Origin of the sequence: Cupriavidus neocaledonicus (assembly GCF_000372525.1) — a bacterium.
GTDB lineage: Bacteria > Pseudomonadota > Gammaproteobacteria > Burkholderiales > Burkholderiaceae > Cupriavidus > Cupriavidus neocaledonicus.
This window is the reverse complement of the sequence record NZ_AQUR01000084.1, coordinates 21,446-45,450: the sequence shown is the minus strand read 5'-3', so window position 1 is coordinate 45,450 and position 24,005 is coordinate 21,446. Positions and strand designations below refer to the sequence as shown.

General features: G+C 69.7%; 17 protein-coding genes and 1 pseudogene. 14 read left to right on the top strand and 4 right to left on the bottom strand.

Annotation, left to right across the window (positions count from 1 at the left end; translation table 11 throughout):
• Positions 1–160: 160 nt before the first annotated feature.
• On the bottom strand, positions 161–2,017 hold the full coding sequence (locus tag A3AG_RS0108525; RefSeq protein ID WP_018004993.1) for a phosphoenolpyruvate carboxykinase (GTP): 1,857 nt from the start codon (positions 2,015–2,017) through the stop codon (positions 161–163).
• Positions 2,018–2,542: 525 nt separating this feature from the next.
• Here A3AG_RS0108525 and A3AG_RS0108520 point away from each other — a divergent pair.
• The 13 genes from A3AG_RS0108520 to A3AG_RS0108460 all read left to right on the top strand — a co-directional run bounded on the left by A3AG_RS0108520 (position 2,543) and on the right by A3AG_RS0108460 (position 19,071).
• Complete coding sequence (locus A3AG_RS0108520; protein ID WP_018004992.1) at positions 2,543–3,568, top strand: D-2-hydroxyacid dehydrogenase family protein; 1,026 nt, start codon at positions 2,543–2,545, stop codon at positions 3,566–3,568.
• Between the two features lie 242 nt (positions 3,569–3,810).
• A complete protein-coding gene (locus A3AG_RS0108515) occupies positions 3,811–4,983 on the top strand; it encodes an MFS transporter (protein WP_026164046.1) in 1,173 nt (390 codons plus the stop codon).
• A 151-nt stretch (positions 4,984–5,134) separates the two neighbouring features.
• Complete coding sequence (locus A3AG_RS0108510) at positions 5,135–5,773, top strand: MOSC domain-containing protein (protein WP_018004991.1); 639 nt, start codon at positions 5,135–5,137, stop codon at positions 5,771–5,773.
• Positions 5,774–6,033: 260 nt separating this feature from the next.
• The gene (locus tag A3AG_RS0108505; RefSeq protein WP_018004990.1) at positions 6,034–7,269 is read left to right on the top strand and encodes an efflux RND transporter periplasmic adaptor subunit; all 1,236 of its coding nucleotides are present in this window, start codon (positions 6,034–6,036) and stop codon (positions 7,267–7,269) included.
• A 3-nt stretch (positions 7,270–7,272) separates the two neighbouring features.
• Entirely contained in the window at positions 7,273–10,470 is a 3,198-nt protein-coding gene (locus tag A3AG_RS0108500) for an efflux RND transporter permease subunit (protein WP_018004989.1), read from the top strand.
• 79 nt (positions 10,471–10,549) lie between these two features.
• On the top strand, positions 10,550–11,353 hold the full coding sequence (locus tag A3AG_RS0108495) for a ChaN family lipoprotein (protein WP_035848233.1): 804 nt from the start codon (positions 10,550–10,552) through the stop codon (positions 11,351–11,353).
• Between the two features lie 353 nt (positions 11,354–11,706).
• Entirely contained in the window at positions 11,707–12,675 is a 969-nt protein-coding gene (locus A3AG_RS0108490) for a Bug family tripartite tricarboxylate transporter substrate binding protein (protein ID WP_018004987.1), read from the top strand.
• A 263-nt stretch (positions 12,676–12,938) separates the two neighbouring features.
• Positions 12,939–13,412: a tripartite tricarboxylate transporter TctB family protein gene (locus A3AG_RS0108485; RefSeq protein WP_018004986.1), complete on the top strand. Its 474-nt coding sequence runs from the start codon at positions 12,939–12,941 to the stop codon at positions 13,410–13,412.
• Positions 13,413–13,440: 28 nt separating this feature from the next.
• Positions 13,441–14,955 (top strand): tripartite tricarboxylate transporter permease, encoded by a 1,515-nt coding sequence (locus A3AG_RS0108480; protein ID WP_018004985.1) that lies wholly within the window; start codon positions 13,441–13,443, stop codon positions 14,953–14,955.
• Positions 14,956–15,070: 115 nt separating this feature from the next.
• Complete coding sequence (locus A3AG_RS0108475; protein WP_018004984.1) at positions 15,071–16,129, top strand: AbrB family transcriptional regulator; 1,059 nt, start codon at positions 15,071–15,073, stop codon at positions 16,127–16,129.
• A gap of 50 nt (positions 16,130–16,179) precedes the next feature.
• Complete coding sequence (locus A3AG_RS0108470; RefSeq protein WP_018004983.1) at positions 16,180–16,593, top strand: PaaI family thioesterase; 414 nt, start codon at positions 16,180–16,182, stop codon at positions 16,591–16,593.
• A gap of 17 nt (positions 16,594–16,610) precedes the next feature.
• A complete protein-coding gene (locus tag A3AG_RS0108465; protein ID WP_018004982.1) occupies positions 16,611–17,507 on the top strand; it encodes a patatin-like phospholipase family protein in 897 nt (298 codons plus the stop codon).
• 67 nt (positions 17,508–17,574) lie between these two features.
• On the top strand, positions 17,575–19,071 hold the full coding sequence (locus tag A3AG_RS0108460) for a dihydrolipoyl dehydrogenase family protein (RefSeq protein ID WP_018004981.1): 1,497 nt from the start codon (positions 17,575–17,577) through the stop codon (positions 19,069–19,071).
• A gap of 523 nt (positions 19,072–19,594) precedes the next feature.
• On the opposite strand, the pseudogene A3AG_RS31515 reads toward A3AG_RS0108460, so the two are convergent.
• Together A3AG_RS31515 and A3AG_RS0108450 are read right to left on the bottom strand one after the other, a co-directional pair.
• A pseudogene (locus tag A3AG_RS31515) lies at positions 19,595–21,066 on the bottom strand (sensor histidine kinase).
• 1 nt (position 21,067) lies between these two features.
• Positions 21,068–21,742: a response regulator gene (locus A3AG_RS0108450; RefSeq protein ID WP_012354366.1), complete on the bottom strand. Its 675-nt coding sequence runs from the start codon at positions 21,740–21,742 to the stop codon at positions 21,068–21,070.
• A 320-nt stretch (positions 21,743–22,062) separates the two neighbouring features.
• Between A3AG_RS0108450 and A3AG_RS0108445 the strand changes: the two genes are divergently transcribed.
• Positions 22,063–23,157, top strand: a complete 1,095-nt coding sequence (locus tag A3AG_RS0108445) for an ABC transporter substrate-binding protein (RefSeq protein ID WP_026164045.1) — start codon at positions 22,063–22,065, stop codon at positions 23,155–23,157.
• 24 nt (positions 23,158–23,181) lie between these two features.
• Here the strand turns inward: A3AG_RS0108445 and A3AG_RS0108440 are convergent, their stop codons facing one another.
• Positions 23,182–23,925: a TetR family transcriptional regulator gene (locus A3AG_RS0108440; RefSeq protein ID WP_026164044.1), complete on the bottom strand. Its 744-nt coding sequence runs from the start codon at positions 23,923–23,925 to the stop codon at positions 23,182–23,184.
• Positions 23,926–24,005 lie beyond the last annotated feature (80 nt).

Here is a 24,005-nt window from a genome sequence, read left to right as displayed (position 1 = left end):
CATGGGGAGAGGGACCGGGGTGAGGGGTGGTCTGACAAGGAACCACATCAAGCGGAGCCAACGGTTAAAACCCGCAGGCCTCAGTCTTTGACGCTCCTGCCCTCACCCCGGCCCCTCTCCCGCGCGCGGGAGGGGAGCAAACCGGCGCGATGCGGCCTGTTTAGCCGTCCAGTCGCTTGCCGAGCGCCGCGCGCGTCTGCGCCAGGGCCTGCGGCAGGTGGTGCTTCAGCTGCGTGAACAGCTCGTCGTGCAGCGCCAGTTCCTTCTGCCAGGCGTCACGGTCGATCGAGGTCACCTGCTCGAACTGCGCCGGCGAGAACTCGACGCCGTTCCAGTTCAGGTCCTGGTAGCGCGGCGAGGTGCCGAACACATGCTCGGCGCCCTGCCCCTTGCCTTCGACGCGGTCGATCATCCACGACAGCACGCGCATGTTCTCGCCAAAGCCCGGCCACACGAAGTTGCCGTCGGCATCCTTGCGGAACCAGTTGACGCAGTAGATCTTCGGCAGCTTCGCCCCCGCGGCTTCGAGCTTCTTGCCCAGTTCGAGCCAGTGGCCGAAGTAGTCGCTCATGTTGTAGCCGCAGAACGGCAGCATGGCGAACGGGTCGCGGCGCACCACGCCTTGCTGGCCGGCGGCCGCCGCGGTGGTTTCCGAGCCCATGGTGGCGGCCATGTACACGCCTTCGGTCCAGTCGCGTGCCTCGGTCACCAGCGGCACCGTGGTCGAGCGGCGGCCGCCGAAGATGAACGCATCGATGGGTACGCCGGCCGGGTTGTCCCAGTTGTCGTCGATCGACGGGCATTGCGACGCGGGCGCGGTGAAGCGCGCGTTCGGGTGCGCGGCCTTGGCGCCGGTGGCCTTGGCAAGCTCCGGGGTCCAGTCCTTGCCCTGCCAGTCGATCAGGTGCGCGGGCGCTTCCCTGGTCATGCCTTCCCACCACACGTCGCCATCGTCGGTCAGCGCCACGTTGGTGAAGATGACGTTCTCCTTGAGCGTCGCCATCGCGTTGTAGTTGGTCTTCTCGCTGGTGCCCGGCGCCACGCCGAAGTAGCCGGCTTCCGGGTTGATCGCGTACAGGCGGCCGTCCTTGCCCGGCTTGATCCAGGCGATGTCGTCGCCGATGGTGGTGACCTTCCAGCCCTCGAAGCCCTTGGGCGGGATCAGCATGGCGAAGTTGGTCTTGCCGCAGGCCGACGGGAAGGCGGCGGCGACATGGTATTTCTTGCCTTCGGGCGAGGTCACGCCGAGGATCAGCATGTGCTCGGCGAGCCAGCCTTCGTCGCGGCCCATGGTCGAGGCAATACGCAGCGCAAAGCACTTCTTGCCCAGCAGCGCATTGCCGCCGTAGCCCGAGCCGAACGACCAGATCTCGCGCGTTTCCGGGAAATGCACGATGTACTTGGTCGGGTTGCACGGCCACGCCGCGTCCTGCTCGCCGGCGGCCAGCGGCTTGCCCACGGTGTGCACGCACGGCACGAAGGCGCCGTCGCTGCCCAGCACCTCGTACACGGCCTTGCCCATGCGGGTCATGATGCGCATGTTGACCGCCACGTACGGCGAATCGGACAGTTCCACGCCGATATGGGCGATCGGCGAACCCAGCGGCCCCATCGAGAACGGCACCACATACAGGGTGCGGCCGCGCATGCAGCCGTCGAACAGGCCGGCCAGGGTCTGGCGCATCTCGGCCGGCGGGGTCCAGTTGTTGGTCGGGCCGGCATCTTCCTGCTTCTCGGAGCAGATGAAGGTACGGTCTTCGACGCGGGCCACGTCCGACGGGTCCGACAGTGCCAGGAAGGAGTTCTTGCGCTTGGCCGGGTTCAGCCGCTTCATGGTGCCGGCGGCGACCATCTGTTCGCACAGGCGGTCATATTCTTCCTGCGAGCCGTCGCACCAGTAGATTTGGTCGGGCTTGGTCAGCGCGGCGATTTCCGCGACCCAGGCGATCAGCTTGGGGTGCTTGACCCAGGCCGGCGCATTGACGGCTGCCGTACCTTGCATCGAGGGGTGGTTCATACTGCAAACTCCAGGTTTGTAAAGGGAAGGAAGGGAAGGAATCCGTACCAAGCCTGGCCGGCGGTGATCAGGCGCGCCGGGCGCCGTAGCCGCCACTGGCGCTGGCCACCGCAGGTGCCGCCGCAGGAGCGTCACATCCCGTTACAACTCCGCGGCGGCCCGGTTTGCGCAAAAGGTCGCGGCGGTCGCCGCGGCTGCGCTACAGTGGCGCTTCGCCCGCGCTGGGTGGCCTGCGGATGCCGGCCGGGCTTTGTCCGGAAGCAGCCGCGTGACGGGAGCAACGCTCGACCGACAATCCGCGGCGGCACCGGAGCGGGCAAGGATACCACTGGCGCACCCCCCTGTTTTTTGCTGCGCAACAATTGCCGGCGCCGGCCGGCGTGGTATTTGCACCGCGCGACGACGGGGTGGCGGCACGCCGGTGCGGGTTCGCAAACGTTTCACAACAATACTGTTGGCCGGCGCGCGCCTCGGTGGGCGCGCGCACCAACTGGCACAACCTCCCGAAGATAACCAGGGTTGCCGATGAAGATTGCCGTACTCGACGATTACCAGGATGCCGTGCGCAAGCTGCCTTGCTTCAGCCTGCTGGAGGGGCATGACGTCAAGGTGTTCAACAACACCGTCAAGGGCGTGGGCCAGCTGGCGGCGCGCCTGTCGGACGTGGAAGCCGTGGTGCTGATCCGCGAACGCACCCGCATCACCCGCCAACTGCTGGAAAAATTGCCCAAGCTCAAGCTGATCAGCCAGACCGGCCGGGTCGGCGCGGGTCCCGGCAGCCACATCGACCTGGATGCCGCCACCGACCGCGGCGTGGCCGTGCTGGAAGGCGTGGGCTCGCCGGTGGCGCCGGCCGAGCTGACCTGGGCCCTGATCATGGCCGCCCAGCGCCGCATTCCGCAGTACGTGGCCAGCCTGAAGCATGGCGCGTGGCAGCAGTCGGGGCTGAAATCGACCACGATGCCGCCCAACTTCGGCCTGGGCCAGGTGCTGCGCGGCCAGACCCTGGGGATCTGGGGCTATGGCAAGATCGGCCGGCTGCTGGCCGGCTATGGCCGCGCCTTCGGCATGAAGGTGCTGGTCTGGGGCCGCGAGGCGTCACAGCAAGCCGCGCGCGCCGACGGCCTGGAGGTGGCGGCATCCAAGGAACAACTGTTCGTCGACAGCGATGTGCTGTCGCTGCACCTGCGCCTGAACGACGACACCCGCGGCATCGTCAAGCAGGCCGACCTGACCGCGATGAAGCCGACCGCGCTGTTCGTCAACACCAGCCGCGCCGAGCTGCTGGAAGAGAACGCCCTGGTCACCGCGCTGAATCGCGGCCGCCCGGGCATGGCGGCGGTCGACGTCTTCGAATCCGAGCCGATCCTGCAGGGCCACGCCCTGCTGCGCATGGAAAACTGCATCTGCACGCCGCACCTGGGCTACGTGGAGCGCGACAGCTACGAGCTGTATTTCCGCACGGCGTTCCAGAACATCCTGGACGTGCTGGACGGCAAGCATGATTGCATCGTCAACCCGAAGGCGCTGGCGCCGGTGCTGACGCGCTGACGCGCTGAGGCTCTGAGGCGCTTCGGCGCCCGCCGGTATTCTCCCCTCTCCCGCAAGCGGGCGAGGGGAGCGTTGTTCGGACGGTGTCGGCTGCGGCTGGCGGCTGTCCATCCCCCCGCGAACGCGAATTTCCCGAAACCGCTACACTCGGGACTTCCCTTACCGCCCGGCCTGCCATGGCCCGCGGCAGCCCTGACAACAACAAGGCGCCCTCCGCGCCGATCCCTCTGCGCAAGGCCGGCATGGACCCCAGGCTCGTGACGCTCTGCGTCGGCAATTTCGTCATCGGCACCGGCGCGATGATCGTCACCGGCATGTTGAACGACATTGCCGGCGATTTCGCGCTGGGCGCGGCCAGCGCGGGGCAGCTGATCTCGGTGTTCGCGCTCGCCACCTGCGTGGGCGCGCCGCTGTTCGCCACGCTGGGCTCGCGCCTCGATCGCCGGCTGCTGCTGGCGGGCTCGCTGCTGGTCTATGGGGTGATGCACGTGGCCGCGGCGCTGGCGCCGAGCTTTGCGGCGCTGATGGCGATCCGCTTCCTGACCGCGATCGGGGCGGCCATCTATACGCCGCAGACCGCGGCCACGCTGCCGCTGCTGGTCAATGCGCAGACCCGCGGGCGCGCCATCAGCTTCGTGTTCCTGGGCTGGAGCATTGCCAGCGTGGTAGGCGTGCCGCTGGGCACATGGATTTCCAGCACGCTCGGCTGGCGCGTCAGCATGGCGCTGGTGGGCGGGATGGCGCTGCTGGTGGCGGCGGCGGTATGGCGCGCGCTGCCGCGCGGGCTGATGGTGCCGCCGGCCGGGCGCGAGGCCTGGGGCGCGGTGCTGCGCCACAAGCCGGTGATGCTGGTGGTGCTGACCACCATGATCTCGTCGGCGGGCATGTTTACGCTGTTTACGTATATCGCGCCGCTGATGCGCGACGTCTATGGCATCAGCGGCGGCGCGCTCAGCCTGATGTTCCTCGCCTACGGTGCCTGCGGGGTGTTCGGCAATGCCATGGCGGCGTCGCGCATGGACCGGGTCACGCCCAGCCGGATCGTGCAGGTGACCTTGTTGACGTCGATCACGGCAATGGTGCTGTGGCCGCTGGCCGGGCTCGGCAGCGTGGCGCTGGTGGCGCTGTTCATGCTGTGGGGCGTGGGCGGCTTTGCCACCAACAGCGCCCAGCAGGCACGGCTGGTGCTGCTGGCGCCGGAGCGGGCTTCGGTGTCGATCTCGCTGAACTCTTCTTCCATCTACCTGGGCCAGGCCGCCGGCGCCATGGCCGGCGCGGCAATCTATACCCTGGCCGGTCCCGGCACGCTGCACTGGGGCGCGGCGGCGCTGATGCTGGCGGCGCTGGCGGTGTCGCAGCGGGCGCGTCTGCTGGGCTGCCGCCGGCAGCCCGCGCCAGCGGCCCGGCAGCTCTGATTCCGGTCTGAAACGGGCGCCGCGGCCCCGCGCCGGCGCCTTGTGAGGGACCGCACCAAGCACTTGTCCACAGCCTTATCCGCCCCGTTATCCTCAGGGATATCCGCAGCTTATCCACATCCCTTTCCACAACCACGAAGCGGGGGCGCACGTGAGCGATTCGAGACCTTGGCCGGGCCTTGCGCGCGTGCTGGCGGTCAGCCTGGGCAAGGCCATCCCGCTGGTGGTGGCGGGCGCGGGCACCGAGGCGGTGGTGCTGTCGGGCATCCGCAAGCATCCGGTCAGCACGCTGCTGCACCCCTTGCGTGTCCAGGTGCAGCAACTGGGCCTGGCGGGCGACGAACAGGGCGACCTGACCGTGCACGGCGGACTCGACAAGGCGGTCTACGCCTACCCCTCGGAGCACTACGCCTGGTGGAACGCCCGCCGCCGCGCCTGCGCCCAGCCGGACTCCGGTCCGCCGCTGCCCTACGGCGCGATGGGGGAAAACCTGACGCTGGAGGGTTTGCTGGAGTCCGCGCTATGGATCGGCGACCTGGTGCGGGTCGGCACCGCGCTGTTGCGGGTGGAAGCCCCGCGCCAGCCCTGCTACAAGTTCAACGCCGCGCTGGGCTACCGCCACGCGGTGCGCGACATGGTGCAGAGCGGCTACTCCGGGGTCTATCTCAGCGTGGTGCTGAAGGGCGAAGTGCGTGCCGGCGATGCCGTGATTGTGCAGGCCGGACCACGGGAATTGTCGGTCGACAGCGTAAATCAGTGGCGCCGCGATGGCCGGCGGCAGCTTTTCTGATAATGTTTGTCTAACCATACAAGCGCCCCGCTAAACACATCACCGGCCTCCCCTGTGGCCCGGGCGGCGTTTGCCGGCGCCGGGCATTACCAGACCCTTGCACCCCTGTAACGGACTGTAATACGCGGCGCTGGCTCCGGCGGGCGAAGCGCGGTACTAGTAGAGTCTTTGCGCGACACGCACCGGCAACATCTGCGTACAACATGCCGGGCGATACACGGGGAGTGGCGCTGAAAACGCAGGGCAAGGGTCCACATAACATGAAATCTGACAGGATCGACCAGCCCAAGGGCTTTGTCGACAGCAACTGGAGGGCGGCCGCCGGGACCGGTCGCGGCCGCGTGTCGCCGTGGCTGGCGGTGGTGGTGGTGCTGGCCGTCGCCGGCCTGGGCTGGTTGGCGTGGCGCACCTGGCTGGCACCCAGGCCCGCGCCCAAGCCGCCTGCGGCGGCGGTGGTGTCGACCGCGCCGGTGCAGCAGGGCGACGTGCCGCTGCAGGTTTCGGCCAACGGCAATGTCACGGCGCTGTCCACGGTGGAGGTGCGCCCGCAGGTGTCCAGCACCGTGCGCACCGTCCATATCAAGGAAGGCCAGACCGTCAAGCCCGGCGACCTGCTGTTCTCGCTCGATACCCGCATGGACGAGGCCAACCTGGCCAAGGCGCAGGCGCAGTTGCTGCGCGACCAGGCCGACCTGGCCGATGCCCGCCGCGCCCTGGCGCGCAGCCAGGAGCTGCTGCAGCGCAATTTCATCTCGAAGAGCGCGGTCGATACCGCGCAGGCCCGGGCCGACGGCCTGGCCGCCACCGTGCGCGCCGACCAGGCCGCGATCGAGGCCAGCCGCGTTGCGGTCAGCTACGGTGCCATCCGCGCCACCATCAGCGGCCGCACCGGCGTGATCAACGCCTTCCCGGGTTCGCTGGTGCTGCCCAACAGCACCCAGCCGATGGTCACCATCGCCCAGGTGCAGCCGATCGCCGTCACCTTCAGCCTGCCCGAACGCCAGCTCGCGGCGCTGCGCGAGGCGCTGCGCGCCGGCCCGGTGCAGGTCACCGCGCAGCCCAACGACGGCAACCAGGCGCCGGTGACCGGCCGCATCAGCTTTGTGGATAACACCGTCGATCCGCAGTACGGCACCATCCGCGTCAAGGCCCAGTTCGACAATGACGAGCAGCGGCTGTGGCCTGGCACCTACGCCACCGTCAGCGCCGTGGTGCAGACCCTGAAGGACGCGCTGTCGGTGCCGCCGCAGGCGGTGGTGACTGGCCCCGAAGGCCGCTTTGTCTATGTGGTGCAGCCCGACAGCAAGGTGGCGCGCGTGCCGGTGCGGGTGGTGACCACCACCGCCGCCGCGGCCGTGGTCGAGGGCGTGCAGCCCGGTGCCCGCGTGGTGGTGGAAGGCACGCAGAACCTGCGCCCCGGCGCGCTGGTGCGCGAGGCCGCGGCCCGCGGCGCTTCCGGCGCCGCCGCCGCCCGCCCTGCCAGCGCGGGGCACTGAGCCATGACGCTTTCGGAACTCTGCATCCGCCGTCCGGTGATGACGGTGCTGCTGTGCCTGGCCGTGGTCGTCAGCGGCATCGTGCTGTATCCGACCATTCCCATTGCCGCGCTGCCCAGCTTCAACTCGCCGGTGATCCAGGTCACCGCGACCCTGCCCGGCGCCAGCCCCGAAACCATGGCCGCGTCGGTGGCAACGCAGCTGGAGAAACAGTTCGCGACGATTCCGGGCGTGTCGGTGATCAGCTCGTCGAACACGCTCGGCAACTCCAGCATCACCATCGAGTTCAACAACGACCGCGATATCGACGACGCGGCCGTCGACGTGCAGGCGGCGCTGTTCCGCGCGCAGCGCTCGCTGCCTATCGAGATGACGACGCCGCCGTCATACCGCAAGGTCAACCCGGCCGATGCGCCGGTGCTGCTGCTGGCGATCAATTCCCCGGCGATGAGCCTGGCCGACCTGAACGCCTTCGGCGACAACCTGATCTCGCCGACGCTGGCGACGCTGCCGGGCGTGGCGCAGGTGCAGATCTTCGGGCAGAAGCGCTTCGCGGTGCGCGTGCGCGCCCACCCCGATGCGCTCGCCGCGCGCGGGCTGACGCTGGACGAGCTGGCCACCGCGCTGAACCGCGCCAACGCCAATACGCCGGTGGGCACGCTCGACAGCGCGCGCCAGACCCTGACGATCCAGGCCAACCGGCAGCTGACCAGTGCCGATGCCTTCCGCAATATCATCGTCGCCAGCCAGCCCAACGGCGCGCTGGTGCGGCTGTCCGACGTGGCCGAGGTCGAGGACAGCGTCGAGACCATCAAGACCGGCAGCTGGCTCAACAACGAGCGCTCGATCGTGCTGGCGGTGCTGCGCCAGCCCGACGCCAACACCGTTGCGGTGGTCGACGCGGTCCATGCCGCCCTGCCCCGCCTGATCCAGCAGATGCCGGGCTCGATCAACGTGTCGGTGGTCAACGACCGCTCGCGCTCGATCCGCGAATCGATCCACGACGTGCAGTTCACGCTGGCGCTGACGGTGGCGCTGGTGGTGATGGTGATCTTCCTGTTCCTGCGCCGCGCCGCGGCCACGCTGATCCCGACCGTGTCGCTGCCGATCTCGCTGATCGGCACGGTGGCGCTGATGAAGGCGTTCGGCTACAGCCTGGACAACGTCTCGCTGCTGGCGATCACGCTCGCGGTGGGGCTGGTGGTCGACGATGCCATCGTCATGCTCGAGAACATCGTGCGCCATATCGAGGACGGGGCGGCGCCGCTGAAGGCCGCGCTGGCGGGCTCGCGCGAGATGGGCTTCACCATCCTGTCGATCTCGATCTCGCTGGTGGCGGTGTTCATCCCGATCTTCTTCATGCCGGGCGTGATCGGCCTGCTGTTCCACGAATTCGCCGCGGTGGTGTCGCTGTCGATCCTGGTGTCGGCGCTGGTGTCGCTGACGCTGATCCCGATGCTGTGCGCGCGCTTCCTGTCGGCCGAGAACGTGCCGGTGGACGAATCGCACCACGCCTATGGCGACCAGCCGGTGGCGCAGCCCGCCGTGGCGCAGCGGCAGACCCTGGGCATGCGCTCGACGCAGTGGTTCGAGAACCTGTTCGAATTCACGCTGCACCGCTATGCGCGCGGGCTGGACTGGTGCCTGGCGCACCGGCGCACGGTGCTGGTGGCCGCGGGTTTGACCTTCGTGCTGACCGCAGTGCTGTTCGTGGCCATTCCCAAGGGCTTCTTCCCCGAAGAGGACATCGGCCAGATCCGCGTCAATGCCGAAGGGCCGCAGGATATTTCGTTCGACGCCATGTCGGAACGCCTGCGCGACGCGGCCGAGCGCATGCGCGCCAACCCGGCGGTCAAGAGCATCGTGGTGGCCATCGGCGGCGGCCCGTCGCCGGCGATCACTACCGGGCGCATGTTCGTCGAACTGAAGCCGCGCGGCGAGCGCGACGCGATGCCGAAGGTGATCGAGTCATTGCGGCGCGATGTCTCCGGTGTGCCGGGCCTGGCGGTCTATTTCTCGCCGGTGCAGAACCTGCAGCTGGGCGGGCGCCAGAGCAAGAGCCGCTACCAGTACACGCTGCAGAGCGTGAAGGCCGGGAAGCTGCAGGACTACTCCGACCAGCTGATGGCGAAGATGCGCGCCGACAGCCTGTTCCGCGACGTCACCAGCGACTCGCAGCAATCCGGCCTGGAAGCGCACCTGACCATCGACCGCGACAAGGCCAATGCGCTGGGCGTGCAGATGCAGGACGTGCGCACGGCGCTCTATTCGGCCTTCGGCGAGCGGCAGGTATCGACCATCTACACGCCGATCGACAACTACTACGTGATCCTGCAGGCGGCCGACGTCGACCGCACCGACGAAACCGCGTTCTCCAAGCTCTACGTGCGCAGCAAGACCGGGCAGATGGTGCCGGTGTCCGCCTTCGCCACCACCGAGCGCCGGGTCGGGCCGATCGCGGTCAACCACCAGGGGCAGCTGCCGTCGGTGACGGTGTCGTTCAACCTGGCCCCGGGTGCGGCGCTGGGCGATGCTTCCGCGCGCATCGACCGCTACAAGCAGGAGATCGCCATGCCGACCTCGATCTTCACCAGCTGGGGCGGCGACGCGGCGGTGTTCCAGTCGTCGCAGGCGACCCAGATCGTGCTGCTGGTGGCGGCGATCGCGGTGATCTATACGCTGCTGGGGGTGCTGTACGAAAGCTACATCCACCCGCTCACGATCCTGGCAGGCCTGCCGTCGGCGGCGGTGGGGGCGTTGCTGACGCTGTTCATCTTCAACGTCGAGCTGTCGCTGATCGCGGTGATCGGCGTGCTGATGCTGATCGGCATCGTCAAGAAGAACGCGATCATGATGATCGACTTCGCGCTGGCGGCGCAGCGCGAGCAGGGGATGACGCCGGCCCGTGCGATCCGGCAGGCGTGCCTGCTGCGCTTCCGGCCGATCATGATGACCACCTTCGCCGCGGTGATGGGCGCGCTGCCGCTGGCACTGGGCCTGGGCGCCGGCGCCGAGCTGCGCCAGCCGCTGGGCCTGGCGGTGGTTGGCGGGCTGCTGTTCTCGCAGGTGATCACGCTGTTCATCACGCCGGTGATCTACCTGGCGCTGGACCGGTTCTCCGGCACCGGGCCGCTGCAGATCGACGCGGACGGCAACAAGCTGCCGCAGTCGGTGCCCGGGGAGGCGGTGCGACAGCACTGACGGCGTTGGGTGGAAACCGCTCCCCGAGGTGACTGATAAAGGAAACCGCGTGACCTCATTCCGCCTGCGCGCCGCGGCCATGCTGGCCGCTGCCGTGCTGGGCGCCGGCTGTGCGGCCCCTGGGCCCGCGCCAGCCGCGCTCGGCGCCGCCTTCGCCGGCAGGCCCTACGTGCTGCTGGGCGAGGTCCACGACAACGCCATCGGCCAGCAGCAGCGGCTCGACGCACTGACCCGCGCGGTCGCGCAAGGCTGGCGCCCGGCCATCGCCATGGAGCAGTTCGACCGCGAGCGCCAGGCCGACATCGAGCGGGCCCGGCGCGAGCGCCCGCGCGACGCTGATTACCTGATCGCGCAGGCCGGCGGCGGCGCGTGGCAGTGGCCGTTGTACCAGCCCGTGGTGGCGCTGGCGCTGCACTACGACTTGCCGCTGGTCGCCGCCAACCTGTCGCGCGCCGACGCGGGCAAGATCGTGCGCGGCGGGCTGGACGGGCTGTTTTCCGCGGACGAGCAGCAGCAGCTCGGCCTGACCGGCGCGTTGCCGCCGGACCTGGTGGCCGCGCAGACCGCGGCGCTCGACCGCGGGCATTGCGGCAATTTCCCCAGGGCGATGCTGCCCGGCATGCTGGCGGCACAGGCCGCGCGCGACGCGGTGATGGCGCAGGCGTTGCGGCCCTATGCCGGGCGCGGCGCGGTGCTGATCGCGGGCAACGGGCACGTGCGGCGCGATGTGGGGGTGCCGCGCTGGCTGGGCGGTGAAGCGGGGCAGGCGCTGAGCATCGGCTATGTGGAAAACGCGCCGGACAAGGGCGAGTTCGATATGGCGGTGCTGGTGCCTGCGGTCGAGCGCAAGGATCCTTGCCCGCAGGCGAAGCCGGCCGGGTGAGGTGGTGTTTCAGGGCCGGCGTCTCCACCAAGTGCCGTCCTGCCACCTGCCCACCCCTCCTCCATCCACGTAAACCCCAACCCCATCTCCGCCCATTTGACAGCCTTTTGACAGTTTCCCCCGCCTAGAATCCGCCCCAAGGCCGGAAGTTCCGGTCTGATGTTCACCAAAATCCAAGAACAGTCCCGGCCAGCCTTCGCCGCGCCGGACAGGAGACAAGCCCGGTGCCGCGCTGCTGCGCGCGCCACCGGCCCGCATCCCGTCCCGCAACGCCGTGGCCGCCGGAACCCCCGGGTCGGATCGCGGCCGCCATCGACTGGCAAGCGATCACCGGTATTACCAAGGAGACCGCCATGCGCCGTACCTATTTCCGCTTCGCCCATGCCGTGATGGCATCCGCCACCCTTGCCGCAGCTGCCGCGGCCGCGCCCGCCTTCGCGATGGACAACGTCAAGGTCATGATCGGCGCCAACCCCGGCGGCGGCTTCGACCAGACCGGCCGCTCGCTGGGCGCGGCGATGATCGCCGCAGGCCAGGCCAAGGCCGCTTCGTACGACAACAAGGGCGGCGCCGGCGGCACCATCGCCCTGACCCAGTTCGTCAACACCGACAAGGGCAACCCCAATGCGCTGATGGTGGTGGGCGCGGTGATGGTCGGCGCGATCGAGACCAACAAGCCGCCGGTCACGCTCAAGAACGCCACCCCGATCGCGCGCCTGTTCGCCGACACCATGGTCATCACCGTGCCGGCCAGCTCGCCGATCAAGTCGGTCAAGGACCTGACCACGCAACTGAAGGCCAACCCGGGCAGCGTCAGCTGGGGCGGCGGCTCCAAGGGCTCGATCGACCATATCCTGGCCGGCCTGATCGCCAAGGAAAGCGGCGTCGATCCGAAGAAGGTCAACTACGTGCCGTTCCAGGGCGGCGGCGAAGCCTCGGCCTCGATCATGGGCGGTCACGTGACGGTGGGCATCGCCGGCGTGTCGGAGTTCCTGCCCTTTATCAAGAGCGGCAAGATGCGCGCGCTGGCAGTCACGTCCAAGGACCGTGTTGCCGATATCCCGACGCTCAAGGAGCAGGGCGTCAACGTCGAGATCTATAACTGGCGCGGCGTGTACGGCGCGCCGGGCATCACGCCGGAGCAGCGCAAGGCCATGATCGACGCGGTGGTCAAGGCCACCGAGAGCAAGACCTGGAAGGAGACGCTGCAGAAGAACGACTGGACCCCGTTCCTGCTGACCGGCGACGAGTTCGGCAAGTTCGTCGACAGCGAATCGACCCGCCTGGGCGCGACGCTGCGTGAACTGGGCGTGGCCAAGTAACACGGTCCTGGCGCGCCGGGACGCAGCGCCCTGCAAGCGCGCCCTGCAACGTCGCCATAACGCATCTCTCTCGCTTTACCTGTCGTGCCTGCCGACGCCGCCGGTGATCCCGGCGGCCGGAAACACGGCGCGGGGCCCGGTGTCCACCTGCGATACCGAAGACAACAACATCTGTCACTGGGCCCCGCCGCCGCGCGGGCAGCATCCGCCAGAGTCGCGCATGCCAGCCTCCGCGGCGCGGCGACCATGGCCAAGGAGTCTCCATGAAACCCTCGCACCTCGCCATCGGCATCGCCGTGCTGGCGATCTCGCTGTTCTTCTTCCTCGGGCTGTCCGGCATCACCGGCGACGAGGGCTATGCCGGCCTGTCGCCGCGCTTCGTGCCCACGCTGGTGGCGATCGGCCTGGCGGTGTGCGGCGCGCTGCTGACCTGGCAGGGCGTGCGCGGCGGTTTCCGCAACATGCCGGAAGAGGACGCCGAGCTGCCCAACGCGCCGCACAACTTCGGCGGCTTCGTCTGGGTCGCCGCGGGCCTGGTGCTGAACATGGCGCTGATCGGCACGCTCGGCTTCGTGTTGTCGTCGACGCTGCTGATGGTCTGCGTGGCGCGCGGCTACGGCAGCCGCCGCCTCGTGCGCGACGCCATCGTCGGGCTGTGCATCACGGTGCCGATGTGGGCGCTGTTCGAGTTCCTGCTCGGCATCAACCTGCCGCTGCTGCCCATCGCCGGCTTCTGAGCCCGCCCGTCCCGCAAGGAGTCTTCGCATGGATACCCTGAACCAGCTGATGCACGGCTTTGCCGTCGCGATCACGCCGATCAACCTGATGTGGGCCCTGGTGGGCTGCTTCCTCGGCACCGCCATCGGCGTGCTGCCCGGCATCGGCCCCGCGCTGACGGTGGCGATGCTGCTGCCGCTGACCGCCAAGGTCGAGCCCACCGCGGCGCTGATCATGTTTGCCGGCATCTACTACGGCGCGATGTACGGCGGCTCGACCACCTCGATCCTGATGAACACGCCGGGCGAGTCCTCCACCATGGTCACCGCCATGGAAGGCAACCTGATGGCCAAGAACGGTCGCGCCGGCCCGGCGCTGGCGACCGCGGCGATCGGCTCGTTCGTGGCCGGCACCATCGCCACCGTGATGCTGTCGCTGTTCGCGCCGGTGGCGGCCGACGTGGCGCTGCAGTTCGGCCCGGGCGAGTACTTCATGATCATGCTGCTGGCCTTCACCACGGTCTCGGCGGTGCTGGGCTCGTCGCTGCTGCGCGGCATGACAGCGCTGTTCCTGGGCCTGGGCATCGGCCTGATCGGCATGGATTCGCTGTCGGGCCAGACCCGCTATTCGATGAACGTGCAGGAGCTGTATGACGGCATCGACATCGTGGTGGTCGCCGTGGGCCTGTTCGCGGTGGGCGAGGCGCTGTTCAACGCCTTCTTCCCGCAGCCGCCCAGCACCTACAACAAGCTCAGCTCGACCCACATGAACCGGTCGGACTGGAAGCGCTCGCTGCCGGCGTGGATCCGCGGCACCTTCATCGGCTTCCCGTTCGGCCTGATCCCGGCGGGCGGCGCCGAGATCCCGACCTTCCTGTCGTACGCGACCGAGAAGAAGCTGTCGGACCACAAGGAAGAGTTCGGCAAGGTCGGCGCGATCGAAGGCGTGGCCGGGCCCGAGGCCGCCAACAACTCGGCCGTGACCGCGACGCTGGCGCCGCTGCTGACGCTGGGCATTCCCACTTCCAACACCACCGCGATCCTGCTGGCCGCGTTCCAGAACTACAACCTGCAGCCGGGGCCGATGCTGTTCCAGACCTCGGGCGACCTGGTGTGGGGCCTGCTGGCGTCGCTGTATATCGGCAACGTCATGCTGCTGGTGCTGAACCTGCCGGCGATCGGCCTGTGGGTGCGCATGCTGCGCGTGCCGACGCCGCTGCTGTACGGCGGCATCCTGATCTTCGCCGGGCTGGGCGCGTACGGCATCCGCCAGTCGTGGTTCGACCTGCTGCTGCTGTTCGTGATCGGCCTGCTCGGCATGGTGATGCGCCGCTTCGATTTTCCCACCGCGCCGGTGATCGTCGGCATGATCCTCGGACCGATGGCGGAGAAGCAGCTGCGCAATGCGCTGTCGATCGGCCAGGGCGACTGGAGCCTGTTCCTGCGCCAGCCGATCTCGGCCTCGATCCTGGCGCTGACCGTGGCGGTGGTGGTGATCCCGCGCCTGCTGCGCTGGCACGCCAGCCGCGGCAGCGCGCATGCGCAGGCAGACAACGCGGCGTGATTCGCGTTAGCATGCGATAGCCTCTGCGGGGCCCGGCGCCATGGCGTGCGGGCCTCTTCGTTTTTTTCTCGTCACAACAACAAGCGCCGGCGCCCCCGCGCCAGGCCGCTGACCGATGCCGCTTGCTGCCAACCGCTGGCTGTCCGCGCTGCCCACGCTGGCGCTCGGGCTGGCCGCCGCCCTGCTCTGCACCCTCCTGCATACACCGCTGCCGTGGATGATCGGGCCGCTGCTGGCGGTGGCCGCCGCGCGCATGGCGGGTGCCGACCTGCGCGCGCCGGCGCAGGCGCGCAATGCCGGCCAATGGGTCATCGGCGCCTCGCTCGGCCTGTACTTCACGCCTGACGTGGTGGCGCGGCTGGTGGAGTACCTGCCGTACATCGTCGCCGGCTCGCTGTTCGCGCTGGCGCTGGGCGCGGGCGGCGCGCTGCTGCTGCGGCGGACCACCGGCGTCGCCTTCAAGACCGCGTTCTTCTCCACCGCGATCGGCGGCGCCTCGGAGATGGCCAACCTGGCCGAGCGCAACGGCGCGCGCATCGACCAGGTCGCGGCCGCGCATTCGCTGCGCGTGCTGATGGTGGTGGTGACGGTGCCGGCGATCTTCCAGTACGGCGGCATCCACGGGCTCGATCCGTATGTCCCGGGCCCGCGCGTGGTCAGCGCGCCGGGGCTGGTGGCGCTGGTGGCGATCACGCTGGGCGTGGCTTTGCTGGTGAAGCGGCTGAACATGCCCAACCCGTTCGTGATCGGCACGCTGCTGGCGGCGGCGGTGCTGACCGCCTGCGGCATCGAGCTGTCGGCCATCCCCACCTGGATGAGCCGGGCCGGCCAGCTGCTGATCGGGGTGTCGCTGGGGGTGCGGTTTTCGCGCGAGTTCCTGCATACCGCGCCGCGCTTCCTGTCGGGCGTGGCGCTGTACACCGTACTGGCGCTGGTGGTGTCGGCGCTGTTCGGCTGGGGGCTGTCGGCGCTGTCGGGCGCGCACCCGGCCACGGTGATCCTGGGTACCACCCCGGGCGGCATCGCCGAGATGTGCATCACCGCCAAGGTGCTCGAGGTCGGGGTGCCGCTGGTGACCGCCTTCCACGTGATCCGGATGGCGTTCGTGGTGCTGGCTACCGGGCCCCTGTATCATTGCCTCAAACATCGCGTCGCGCCGGAGGAGACAGAATAGCGGTCCGCCACAGGATCGCCATGGCGCGGCCAGACAGAACAAGGAGCACCATGCCCGAAGCCCTGACCCTTGCCGACATCGACGCCACGCTCGAGCGCGTGCTGGCGCCGTGGGTACGCCAGCTCGGCCTGCGCGCCGAAGCCGTCGACGGGCGCGGCGTGACGCTGCGCCTGCCGTTCAGCGAATCGTTCCGCCATGCGGGCGGCGTGGTCTGCGGCCAGGTGCTGATGTCCGCCGCCGATACCGCCATGATCGTCGCCGTGGCCAGCGCGCTGGGCGCGTTCCGGCCCATGACCACGGTGTCGCTGACCACCAACTTCATGCGCCCGGTGATCGACGGCGACGTGCTGGTGCGCGCCAACGTGCTGCGCCTGGGCAAGACCGTGGTGTTCGGCGAGATCGAGCTGACCGGCACCGACGGCAAGCTCGCGGTGCAGGCCACCACCACCTACGCGCTGCTCTGACGCGCTGCGGAGCTCCGATGCTTTCCGGCGACGCCACTCCCTTCGACCAGGTCGTCTTTGCCGGCGGCGGCAACCGCTGCTGGTGGCAGGCGGGCTGGTGGGACACGGTCGCGCCGGAACTGCAGCTGCGCCCGCGCGTGATCGCCGCGATCTCGGCCGGCGCCGCCACCGCCTGCATGGTCTATGCGCATGACTCGCACCAGACCATGGACTACTACCGCGCGGTGCTGGCCGACAACCGGCGCAATGCCTACTGGGGCAACCTGCTGCGCAACGAGCGCGTGTTCCCGCATTACGGCATCTACCGCACCGCGCTGCTGAGCATCTTTGCCGACGGCCGCCTGGCGCACCTGCGGCAGGCGCCGGAGATTCGCATCGGCGTGGCGCATATCCCGCGCTGGAGCGGCCCGCGCCTGGCGGTGGCGGCCGGGCTGCTGGCCTACAACATCGACAAGCACGTGCTCAAGACGCTGCACCCGCGGCTGGGGCGCAAGCTGGGCTTCCGGCCCGAGTTCGTGCGCGCGCAGGACTGCGCCTCGCCCGAGCAGCTGGCCGACCTGCTGCTGCAGTCGGCGTCGACGCCGCCGTTCACGCCCGTGCTGCGCCGCGACGGGCGCCCGGTGCTGGACGGCGGGCTGGTCGACAACGTGCCGGTCGACGCGCTCGATGCCGCGCCCGGCAATGTGCTGGTGCTGGTGACCCGGCTGTACCCGCGCCCGCGCCGCTTCGTGCTGGAGCAAGGCGGCCAGCGCCGCCTGTACCTGCAGCCTTCGCAGCGCGTGCCGATCTCGAGCTGGGACTACACCCGGCCCGACGCCATGACGCACGCCTATGAACTGGGCCGCCGCGACGGGGAAACTTTCCTGCGCGAGTGGCCGTCGATCCTGAATACCGAACTGCGGCCCGCTGCCTAGTTTCCGTGTTGCCGGCGCTGGCCTGATGATTGTCGATGCGGCCCGCGTGCCGCGACAGGAGACATGGATGACCAAACGCCAGACACCGCTTTCCACCGCGCAAGAGGCCAACGTGCCGCGGCGCGCCCGCGAGGTCAGCGCGGCGCCACCGGTGCAGCAGGTGCCGCGCGCGCGCAGCGGCGGCAGCCGCCGCAACCGTCGCCACGACAAGGCGCGCGCGGCCGACCTGGTGGTGATCGGCGGCGGCTCGGCCGGCGTGGCGTGCGCGCGGCGCGCGGCGGCGCACGGCGCGCGCGTGATCCTGGTCGAGCGCGACGCCATCGGCGGCACCTGCGTCAACCGCGGCTGCGTGCCCAAGAAGATGCTGTCCTACGGCGCATCGTGGTCGGCGATCCTGTCGGGCTGCCTGTCGCACACCGGCGGGCACGAGGACTGGCGCGATGCCATCGTGCGCGTCAACGCCGAGGTCGCGCGGCTGAACGTGGGCTACACCCAGCGCCTGACCGATTCCGGCGTGGAGGTGCTGCACGGCGAGGCGCGCGTCACCGGGCCGGAGGAAGTCTGCGTCGGCGACGAGGTGATCCACGCGCGCCGCATCCTGATCGCTACCGGCGCGCGCCCGCGCACGCTCGACGTGCCCGGCGGCGACCTGGCCGCGAGCTCCGACGACGTCTTTACCTGGCAGAGCCTGCCCGCGTCCGTCGCCGTGATCGGCGGCGGCTATATCGGCGTGGAACAGGCCTCGATCCTGTCGCGCTACGGCGTCAAGGTCGAGCTGGTCGTCGCCGGCGACCGCTTGCTGCCGCATTTCGACCACGACATCGGCGCGGCGCTGGCCGACGCGCTCACCGCGCGCGGCGTGCGGCTGCACCTGAATGCGCGCGTGCACCTGTTGAGCCAGGCCAACGGCGCGGTCGAAGTCTGCTACCAGCCTACCAATGACCCCAGCCGCGCCGGCCAGACCGAAGCCGTGCGCGCGCAGGCCGCGCTGGCGGCGATCGGGCGCGTGTCCAATGTGCAGGGCCTGGGGCTGGAAGCGCTGGGCGTGGACTTTGGCGAGCGGGGCGGCATCCGCGTCGATCGCCAGTTCCGCAGCAGCGTGCGCAGCGTCTATGCGCTGGGCGATGCCATCGACGGCCTGCACCTGACCCCGGTGGCCACCGCCCAGGGCCGCTGGCTGGCCGACCGGCTGTTCGGGCGGCGCGGCGAACGCGCCGATTTCGACTTCGTGCCCACCGCGGTGTTCTGCGAGCCCGCCATCGGCGCGGTGGGATTGACCGAAGCCCAGGCCATCGAGGCTGCCGGCAAGCCCGAGCGCATCCGTACCGTGGTCAAGCGTTTCGTCTCGCTGGAGCATCGCTTTGCCGGCACGCCGCATCAGTCGGTGTTCAAGCTGGTGCTCAATGCGCGCAGCGGGCGCGTGCTGGGGGTGCATCTGATGGACAACGCGGCGCCGGAGATCGTGCAGGCGCTGGCGGTGGCATTAAGGCTGGGGGTGCGGGAGTCGCATTTGCAGACGACGGTGCAGGTGCATCCTACGGTGGCGGAGGAGTTGTTTGGATAGTTTTCAGCATGCCGGGATAGGGCTGGCGGTCTTGGTTATTGGGTGCGTCGATGTTGGTGACATGCTGTTGGCTGTTGAGCCGCGTGGTTCCGCCCTGCTGGGCGGGTCACTTTTTGGCCGAGCGCCAAAAAGTAACCAAAAAGCGCGTTTACTGCCCTGCGGGCGGCATGTCTTATCGTAGTGTGCCCGGGCGCTTTCGTACGGGGCTGGGCTTCCTCACATAGCCGGACTGCCTGCCGCAGGGGGCACCACCGTGGGAGGGGCGTTGGAATGATGGTTGAACGAGCCCAGAGCGCGGAGTGGTCCCTGCTGCGGGCGTTGTCGTTGGAACGCCTACGGCTGCGCTGCGCGCGGTCAGTATCGTAGGACGCGGCACGGGACGCATCGCTGCGCTCGCCTGGCTACCGAACCTGCCCTGCCGCTGGTTTGCTCCCTCTCCCGCCTGCGGGAGAGGGGCGGGGGTGAGGGCCGGTGCATCCACGAAGTCGGACCAATCCACACCCGCCCGGACCCCGCCGTCAACCTAGCTACCTTCCACCGGCAACCTCAACACCGCCCGCACCCCAGTCCCCTGCCCCCTTCCCCCAGTTCCACCGTCCCGCCAAACCGCGCCGCCATCTCACGCGAAATCGCCAGCCCCAGCCCGGAGCCCGGCTCGGCATTCCCCACGCGCCGGTAGAACCGCGCGAATACCTTCTCGCGTTCCTCGGCCGGAATGCCGGGACCGTCGTCCTCTACCACCAGGCAGGCGTGACCGCCCGAGCGCGTTGCCGACAGCGTGATGCGGCTGCCGCGCGGGGAATACTGGATGGCGTTGTGGACCAGGTTGGCCAGGGCCTCGCGCAGCAGCGCGGGATCGGCGCGGACCGGCAGCGCCAGCCCGGGCACCGGCTCCCAGCCGAAGTCCTGCTGCTTGCCGCGCGCCAGCGGCAGGTAGTCCAGCGCCACCTGCTCGGCCACGGTGACGGCATCGATGACGTCGATGCCTTCGCCTGGCTCACCCTGCTGCGCGGCGTCGGCGCGGTGCTGGCGTACCCGCGCCAGCGCCAGCAGCTGGTTGGTCAGGCGCGCGGCCTGCTCCAGCTGGGTGACGATGCCGCCCACGGCTTCGCCGGCGGCGGCGCGCGCGGCTTCAGGGTCGGCGGCGGGGTCGGCGGCATTCAGCTGGCGCTGGGCGTACTCGGCCTGGGTCTTGAGGATGGCCAGCGGCGTGCGCAGCTGGTGCGCGGCGTCGGCGATGAACTGCGCCTGCGACTGCGCCATCGCGGCCGAGCGCGATACATGCAGGTTGACCGCGTCGACCAGCGGGCGCACCTCGGCCGGCACGCGCTCGAACACGAGCGGGGTCAGGTCCTCGGGCGAGCGCGCCTCGACGTCGTCGCGCACGCGCGCCAGCGGGCGCAGCACGTAGGTGACGCCGCCCACCAGGATGGCGGCGCTCAGCAGGATCAGCAGCAGGTCGCGCGCCAGCGCGCTGCGCCACACCGAGCCGATCAGCGCGCTGCGCGGCTCGGCGGTCTCGGCCACCTGGATGATCACGCGCATGCGCGCGTCGGGCCGGTACACCGGGCGTGCCATCGCGGCGATGCGCACCGCCTCGCCCAGGTATTCGGCGTCGTAGAAGCGTGGCTGGTTGTTGACCAGCGGGCCGCGCGGCAGCGGCAGGTCGCTGTAGCCGGTCACGGTCTCGACCTGGCCGGCGCGCTCGGTCGAGACGCGGTAGAACACATGGGTCTGCGCCGCGGTCTCGAAGATCTCCATGGCGGCGTCGGGCAACGTCAGCTGGACGTTGTCGCCGGCCATGCCGATGGCATTGTCGATGGCGCGGATCGAGCCGTAGAGCGAGCGGTCGTAGGCGGTGTTGGCGGCGTCGCGCAGGGTGCCGTAGGTGAGCCAGGTGTCGAGCGCCATCATCGCCGCCAGCGCCGGCAGCAGCAGCAACAGCAGCTGCCGGCGCAGGCTGCCGCGGCGCCACAGCAGCACCGGGTGCCGCATCTCAGCCCTTCGCCTCCGGCTCCAGCAGGTAGCCGAAGCCGCGCAGCGTGACGATGGTGACCCCGTGACCGGCCAGCTTCTTGCGCAGCCGGTAGACCAGCACCTCGATCGCATCGGGCGACACGTCGGCGTCGAGCGAGAACACCTTGTCGAGCAGCTGCGCCTTGGTCAGCGGCTGGCCGCTGCGCGCCAGCAGCGCGCCCAGCAGGGTCGATTCGCGCGGCGTCAGCGCCAGCGGCGCGCCGCCCAGCGTGAAGCTGCGGGTCTCGCCGTCGAACACCAGCGTGCCGCACTGCAGGCGCGGATGCGCGCGCCCGCGGCTGCGGCGGATCAGCGCCAGCAGGCGCGCTTCCAGCTCGGCAATGGCAAAGGGCTTGGGCAGGTAGTCGTCGGCGCCCAGGTTCAGGCCGCGCACGCGCTCGTCCAGGGTGTCCTGCGCGGTCAGGATCAGCACCGGGGTGCGGTCGTCGCGCCCGCGCATGGACTTGAGCACGGCCAGCCCGTCCTTGCCGGGCAGCCGCAGGTCGAGCAGCACGGCGTCGTATTCCTCGGCCTGCAGCCGGGCCTCGGCCTGCAGGCCGTCGGCGACGTGCTCGATCACGAAGCCGCCCTGCTCCAGCGCCCGGGCGACCCAGCGTGCCAGTTCGACTTCATCCTCCACCAGCAGGATGCGCATGCCGGTCTCCTCCTGTGCCGGTTGTTTATGTTGGTCGCGGCGCGCACACCCGGGACAAGGCATGGCAAGCGCCCGCAAAACCGGGGGCAGCACCGATGGAGCGCGCCCGCCGCGGGCGCCTATAATACCCTCGCCCCGCCGCTCCCGGCGCGCTTGCCGCTTTCCCCGGCACCACCGGCAGACCCTCCGTCCCGAGCACCGTGTCCCCGCGTTCGTCCCAGCCGTTCCAACCTTCCCGGCCGTGCCGGTCCGCCTGCGCTTCGCCCGCTTCGGGACAGCGCCGCCGCCTGCTGGGCGCCGCGCTGCTGGGTGGCGCCGCGCTGCCCGCGGCATGGCCCCTCCATGCCCAGTCTAGGCCGCCGGCTGCGCCGCCGGGGTATCCGTCGGGGTATGACGCCACCATTGCCGGCGCGCTGCGCGAAGGCATGGTCACGGTGTACGCGTCGACCGACCTGGAGGTAGCGCGGCCGCTGATTGCCGCGTTCGAAGCGCGCTATCCCGGCATCCGCGTGCATTACCAGGATCTCAACACGGTCGAGCTCAACCAGCGCTTCCTGGCCGAGACCGCGGCGCTCTCCGGCCAGCCGCCGGGGCCGCGGGCCATCTTTGCCGATGTGCTGTGGAGCACCGCCATGGACCTGCAGATCAAGCTGGTCAACGACGGCCATGCGCAGCGCTACGCCTCGCCCGAGCGCGCCGGCCTGCCGGGCTGGGCGGTGTGGCGCGACGAGGCCTGGGGCACCACCTTCGAGCCCGCGGTGATCGTCTACAACCGTCACCACCTGGCCGGCATGCGCCCGCCGCGCAGCCGCAGCGGGCTGGCGCGGTTGCTGCAGGAGCACGCGCCGCGCTGGCACGGCAAGGTGGTGACCTACGACGTCGAGCGGTCCGGGGTCGGCTACCTGCTGGCGCAGCAGGACGCGCGCATGGGCAGCGAGTTCTGGTACCTGGCGCAGGCGCTTGGCCGGGCCGGGGTGCAGCTGTCGGCGTCGACCGCTGAGATGATCGAGCGCATCGCCAGCGGCGAGCTGGTGATGGGCTACAACCTGCTGGGGTCCTATGCCCTGTCGCTGATGCAGCGCGGCGCGGCCATCGACGTGATCGCCCCGAGCGACTACACCCTGGTGATGTCGCGCGTCGCCTTTATCGCGCGGCGCGCGCCGCGGCCCAATGCGGCGCGGCTGTGGCTGGACTACCTGCTGTCGCGCGAGGGCCAGGCGCTGCTGGCCAAGTCGACCTCGCAGCTCTATACCATCCGCACCGACACCGACAGCGTGCACACGGCCGCGGCGCTGTCGGAGCGGCTCGGCTACGCGCTCAAGCCGATCAGCGTCGGCCCGGGCCTGCTGGCGGCGCAGGACGCGATGCGCAAGCGTGCGTTCCTGGCGCGCTGGCGCGAGGCCATGCGCGGCTAGCGCGGCGCCCGCAATCAGCGGGGCTCAGGGCACCAGGTCCGGGGTATCGAGGCCGCCGTTCTGCGCGCCCGCGCAGGCCTGCCGGCACAGCGTGGACAGCTCCTGGTCCAGCTCGGCCATCGGGCGCGGCACGTAGCCGTGGCGCAGCGCCGGGGAAAACTTCAGGGTATCGATGAAGGCGTCGGACAGGCGCTCGGCATTGGCGTCGAGGTTGAAGTCCTGCGGCGAGAACAGCCAGTGCGCCAGCACCCCGCCCACCGCGGCATGGAAGGCATTGACGGCCAGGTCCAGGTCCAGCTCGGCGGGCAGCTGGCCGCGCTCCACCGCCAGGCGCAGGTGCTCGCGCATCTTGACCAGGCCCTCCTGGTGCGACTGGCGCTGGCGCTCGAAGATGGCGCCGTTGTCCTGCACCATTTCGCACTTGTGGAAGATGATCTCGAAGACCCGGCGCCAGCGCGGGTTGATCACGGTCTGGCGCATGACGTAGGCGCAGATGTCGCGGATGCCGCCGAGCGGGTCTTCCTGGCGCGCCAGCCGCTCCGGCTCGATCAGCGCTTCCACCGGCAAATGGACGCGGTCGCACATGGCGGCGAACACATCGCTCTTGTTCTTGAAGTGCCAGTAGATCGCGCCGCGGGTCACCCCCGCCGCCTCGGCAATGTCGGCCAGCGACGGGCGTGCCACGCCGCGGGCGTGGAACACGGCCTCGGCCGCGTCGAGTATCCGGTGGCGCGTTTCGAGCGCCTCTTCCTTGGTGCGTCTGACCATGATTGTCTCTGGTGCCGGCGGCATGGCGCGATCGCGCGCGCATGGCCGGCATGGTTTCGTTCTCCCTGATGCGGCTGCCA